Source organism: Stenotrophomonas sp. PS02300 (assembly GCF_029959395.1).
Lineage (GTDB): Bacteria > Pseudomonadota > Gammaproteobacteria > Xanthomonadales > Xanthomonadaceae > Stenotrophomonas > Stenotrophomonas maltophilia_AD.
The window spans coordinates 1-4,709 of sequence record NZ_JASCOP010000200.1; the positions used below are offsets into that span (position 1 = coordinate 1).

The following is a 4,709-nucleotide window of genomic DNA, read 5'->3' on the forward strand; positions in this document are numbered from 1 at the left end:
GGGTTTGCGGGGGTGTGAGCCGCATGGATGCGGCGACCAAGCCTCCAGGGACGGATTCACGGCGTCCCCCGCAAACCCACCGGCGCCGCCCAAGCCAGACGAACCCCGACGTGCCGCTTTGGCTTTGGCTTCGGCTTTGGCTGTTGCTCTACCCAGCCGCAACCAACGCGCTGTCCAGGCAATCACGCACGGGCGCGAAGCTGCGGCGGTGGTGGGGGCAGGGGCCGTGGGTGCGCAGGGCGGCCAGGTGGGCCGGGGTGCCGTAACCCTTGTGCTGGTCGAAGCCGTATTCGGGGTGCTGCTCGTGCAGCTGCAGCATGTAGCGGTCGCGGCTGACCTTGGCCAAGATCGAGGCGGCCATGATCGCGCGGTCGAGCGCGTCGCCGCCGACCAGCGCCTGCGCGGGGCAGGGCAGGCCCTTGGGCACTACGTTGCCGTCGATGCGCGCGAACTGCGCCACGTGCGCGACCGCTTCGACCGCCCGGCGCATGCCCAGCATGGTGGCCTGGTAGATGTTGAGCGAATCGATCTCCGCCACGTCCACCATCACCACGTGGAAGGCCAGCGCCCGCTGCTGGATCCTGTCGAACAGCTGGTCGCGGCGGAGCGCCGTGAGCTGCTTGGAATCGTCCAGCCCGTTCAGGCGCGGGCGGTCCGGGCAGAACACCACCGCCGCCACCGCCACCGGACCGGCCAGCGGGCCTCGGCCCGCTTCGTCCACGCCCGCCACATAGCGCGGCGCCACGGTCGCCAGCGCCGCCCCGTCGAACAGCGCCAGCGAGGCCGCCGCGGCGTGGCGGCGGCTCATGCCGGCGCGTTCCCGTGCGGCTTGCGCGCCAGCAGTTCCGCCACCGCGTCGGCCGCGCGCGCCGACGCATCCTGGCGCAGCTGCAGGTGCAGCTTCTCGTACGTGTCCTGGATCTCGATGGCGCGCTGCGGGTGGTCGAACCACTGCAGGATCGCGTCTGCCAGCTTGTCCGGCACGCAGTCGTGCTGGATGAGTTCCGGCGCCAGATCCTTGCCCGCCAGGATGTTCGGCAACGCGAAACGGTCCACCTTGATCAGGCCGAGCGCCTTCACGATGCGGTAGGTCAGCTCCGCCACGCGGTAACCCACCACCATCGGCCGCTTCACCAGCATCGTTTCCAGCGTGGCCGTGCCCGACGCGAGTACCACCACGTCCGCGGCGATCATCGCCGTGCGCGCCTGGCCGTCCAGCAGGTGCGAATACGCCACCGGCAGCGCCGAGCGCGACAGCTGTTCCTGGATCAGCGCCCGGCAGGCCGGATTGGCCGCCGGCACCACCACGTGCAGGCCTGGAATGCGTTCGGAGACCTGCCAGGCCGCTTCGAAGAATGCGCCGCCCAGCTTGCTGATCTCGCCCAGCCGGCTGCCCGGCAGGACCGCCAGCACCTTGGCGTTGGCCGGCAGGCCCAAGGCCACGCGGGCCTCTTCGCGGTCGCTGTGCAGCGGGATGTCATCGGCCATCGGGTGGCCGACGAAGCGCGCGTCGATGCCGTGGCGGGCATAGATCGGCGGTTCCATCGGGAACAGGCACAGCACCAGGTCGGCGCTGGCGCCGATCTTCTCGGCACGCTTCTCGCGCCACGCCCAGACCGACGGGCTGACGTAGTGCACCGTGGTGATGCCGCGCTGCTTCAGCCAGCGCTCCACGCCCAGGTTGAAGTCCGGTGCATCGATACCGATGAACACGTCCGGCTGCCACTCCAGCACGCGCGTGCGGAACTCACTGCGCAGCTTCAGCAGGCGCGGCAGGTGGCGCAGGATTTCGGTGAGGCCCATGACCGCCAGCTCGCTGGCATCGAACCAGGTCAGGCAGCCGGCGCTGCGCATCGCATCGCCGCCGATACCGGCGAACTCGGCGTCGGGGAACCGCTGCTGCAGTTCGCGCACCAGGCCGGCGCCAAGGAGGTCGCCGGAGGCTTCACCGGCGACCAGCGCAATCCGCAGCGGTCGCGAAGAGCCCGGCGCCGTCATCGCAGCAGGGGCCTCTCGGCGTGCTCGATGAAGTCCAGCATGTCCTTGACGTCGGCGCTGTGCGTGGCCTGTTCGGCCAGCTGCACCTTGGCTTCGGCCAGCGGCAGGCCGGCCACGTACAGCGTGCGGTAGGCGCGCTTGATGCTGGCGATGCGCTCGGCATCGAAGCCGCGGCGCTTGAGGCCTTCGCTGTTGATGCCGCGCGGGCGGCCCAGCGAATCGCTGCCGACCATGGTGAACGGCGGTACGTCGCCGTTGGTCAGTGCGCCCATGCCCAGGAAGGCGTGGGCACCGATCCGGCAGAACTGGTGGGCACCGGCGAAGCCGCTGATGATCACGTAGTCGCCCACGGTCACGTGGCCGGCCAGGGTGGTGTTGTTGGAGAACACGCACTGGTTGCCGACGTGGCAGTCGTGCGCGATGTGGGTGTAGGCCAGCATCCAGTTGCCGTTGCCGATGGTGGTGATGCCACCGCCGCCGCCGGTACCGCGGTTGAGGGTGACGAACTCGCGGAACACGTTGTCGTCGCCGATCACCAGTTCGGTGCGCTCGCCGGCGTACTTCTTGTCCTGCGGTTCGCCGCCCACGGCAACGTGGCCGATGAAACGGTTGTTGCGGCCGATCCGGGTCGGGCCGTGGATCGAGCAGTGCGGGCCGACTTCGGTGCCTTCGCCGATCTCGACATCGGCACCGATCAGGCAGAACGCACCGATACGTACATCCGCCGCCAGTTTCGCCGACGGGTCGATGACCGCGGTGGGGTGGATGAGCGGCCCGTTCATTCGCGGGTGCCGGCGCAGAGCACTTCGGCGCAGGCGACGATCTCGCCGTCGACCTTGGCCACGCAGTCGTACACCGCCATGTTGCGGATCACGCGCTTGATTTCGACATGCATTTCCAGCACGTCACCGGGCACGACCTGCTTGCTGAAGCGGGCCTTGTCCACCTTCACCATGTAGAACAGCTTGGACTGCGCGTCGCGGCCCAGGGTGAGCTGGGTCAGCACGCCGCCGGCCTGGGCCATGGCTTCGATGATCAGCACGCCGGGCATGATCGGCTGGCTGGGGAAGTGGCCCTGGAAGAACGGCTCGTTGATGCTGACGTTCTTGGTGGCAACGATGGTGCGCTTCTCGTAATCGATCGCGACAACCTTGTCGACCAGCAGGAAGGGGTAACGGTGCGGGATCAACGCCTGGATCTGGGTGATGTCCGGCAGCTTCTGTTCGTGGCTCATTCCTTCTCCTTGCTCACAGACAGGATGCGACGGGCCAGGGCATCGAGCTGCTTGAAGCGCGCGGCGTTCTTGCGCCACGTGCGATTGTCGGTCAACGGGGTCCCGGACGAGTATTCGCCCGGTTCGGTAATGGAGTTGCGCACCACGGACTTGCCGGTGATCACCACCTTGTCGCAGATCTCGAGGTGGCCGACGACGCCGACGGCGCCGCCGAGCAGGCAGTAGCGGCCGATCTTGGCGCTGCCGGCAATGCCGGTGCAGCCGGCGATGGCCGAGTGGGCGCCGATCTGGACGTTGTGGGCGATCTGGACCAGGTTGTCCAGGCGCACGTCGTTGTCGAGCACGGTATCTTCGAGGGCGCCGCGGTCGACGCAGGTATTGGCGCCGATCTCGCAGTCGTCGCCGATGCGCACGCCGCCCAGCTGCGGCACCTTGATCCAGCTGCCGGCGTCCATCGCCAGGCCGAAGCCATCGGCGCCGAGGACGGCGCCGGGATGGATGCGCACGCGCTTGCCGATGCGGACGCGGGTGACCAGGGTGACGCGGGCGATCAGTTCGCAACCGCTGTCCAGGCTGCAGTCTTCGCCGATGATGCTGCCGGCGCCGATGATGCAGTTCTCGCCGATCACGCTGCGCGCGCCGATGGTGACGAACGGGCCGATGTGGGCGCTGGCGGCGACCTGGGCCTCGGGATCGATCACGGCGCTGGGGTGGATGCCCGGCGGCCGGGTCGGGGCGATGTCGAACAGCGCGCCGATCTTGGCGAAGGTGGTGTACGGATCCTTGGCGATCAGCGCGGTACCGGGCGCGGCTTCGGCGTCCTCGGCGCGCAGGACCACGATGCCGGCCTGGCTGTCGGCCAGCTGGGCGCGGTAGCGCGGATTGGCCAGGAAGGTCAGCTGGCCGGGGCCGGCATGGGCAAGCGTGGCCACGCCACGGATGGCGGTGCTGCCGTCACCATGGACCTGCAGGCCAAACTGCTCGGCGAGTTGCTGGGCGGTATAGGTAGGAGTGTTCACGCCGGGAGTTTACCGTGTGGCGTGACTTCGGTCATGTTCGGGGGGTTGGGGCGGCCTTCGCATCTTCAGGTGGCAGGCGATCCAGGAGCGCCGGGCTGTGCCCGGCGGCTTCATGCACTTGGGCGAACAGCCTGTGGCCCGTTGTCTTCTGGTTTGGCGGGACGGTGCGGGTTTGCGGGGGACGCCGTGAATCCGTCCTTGGAGGCTTGGCAAAAACATCCATGTTTTTGACACCCCCGCAAACCCGCCCCGTCCCACCTTCGACGGATTACAGGTGGCCACGGGAAATCAAAAGCAGGCGCATCCAGCCCGTAGGGGCAGGCCATGCGTGTCTGCTCTTGCCATCCGCCAGCGACCATCCGTGGGGGGAGGCCGGCGGGCAGCCCCCGTAGGGACTGTCAAAAACATGGATGTTTTTGCCAAGCCCCCATGGATGGGTTTACGGCGTGTCCCGGAGC

The 4,709-nt window shown here is 68.3% G+C and carries 4 protein-coding genes and 1 pseudogene; all 5 read right to left on the bottom strand.

The window, feature by feature from the left end; all coding sequences use genetic code 11:
• Positions 1–148: 148 nt before the first annotated feature.
• Complete coding sequence (locus QMX79_RS20040) at positions 149–808, bottom strand: ribonuclease HII (RefSeq protein ID WP_282248348.1); 660 nt, start codon at positions 806–808, stop codon at positions 149–151.
• Positions 805–1,980 (bottom strand): annotated as a pseudogene (gene lpxB, locus QMX79_RS20045) (lipid-A-disaccharide synthase); the annotation flags it as partial. The gene QMX79_RS20040 and the pseudogene lpxB, both read right to left, overlap by 4 nt.
• Positions 1,981–1,994: 14 nt before the next feature.
• Positions 1,995–2,780 (bottom strand): acyl-ACP--UDP-N-acetylglucosamine O-acyltransferase, encoded by a 786-nt coding sequence (lpxA, locus tag QMX79_RS20050; protein WP_282248350.1) that lies wholly within the window; start codon positions 2,778–2,780, stop codon positions 1,995–1,997.
• Positions 2,777–3,232 (bottom strand): 3-hydroxyacyl-ACP dehydratase FabZ, encoded by a 456-nt coding sequence (fabZ, locus tag QMX79_RS20055; protein WP_068850460.1) that lies wholly within the window; start codon positions 3,230–3,232, stop codon positions 2,777–2,779. The genes lpxA and fabZ overlap by 4 nt, the downstream gene beginning before the upstream one ends.
• Positions 3,229–4,251, bottom strand: a complete 1,023-nt coding sequence (gene lpxD / locus QMX79_RS20060) for a UDP-3-O-(3-hydroxymyristoyl)glucosamine N-acyltransferase (RefSeq protein ID WP_282248351.1) — start codon at positions 4,249–4,251, stop codon at positions 3,229–3,231. The genes fabZ and lpxD overlap by 4 nt, the downstream gene beginning before the upstream one ends.
• Positions 4,252–4,709: the final 458 nt, after the last annotated feature.

Excerpts from the sequence above, each read along its gene's own strand:
- lpxA (WP_282248350.1), bottom strand. The coding sequence starts at position 2,780 with ATGAACGGGCCGCTCATCCACCCCACCGCGGTCATCGACCCGTCGGCG.
- fabZ (WP_068850460.1), bottom strand. The coding sequence starts at position 3,232 with ATGAGCCACGAACAGAAGCTGCCGGACATCACCCAGATCCAGGCGTTG.
- QMX79_RS20040 (WP_282248348.1), bottom strand. The coding sequence starts at position 808 with ATGAGCCGCCGCCACGCCGCGGCGGCCTCGCTGGCGCTGTTCGACGGG.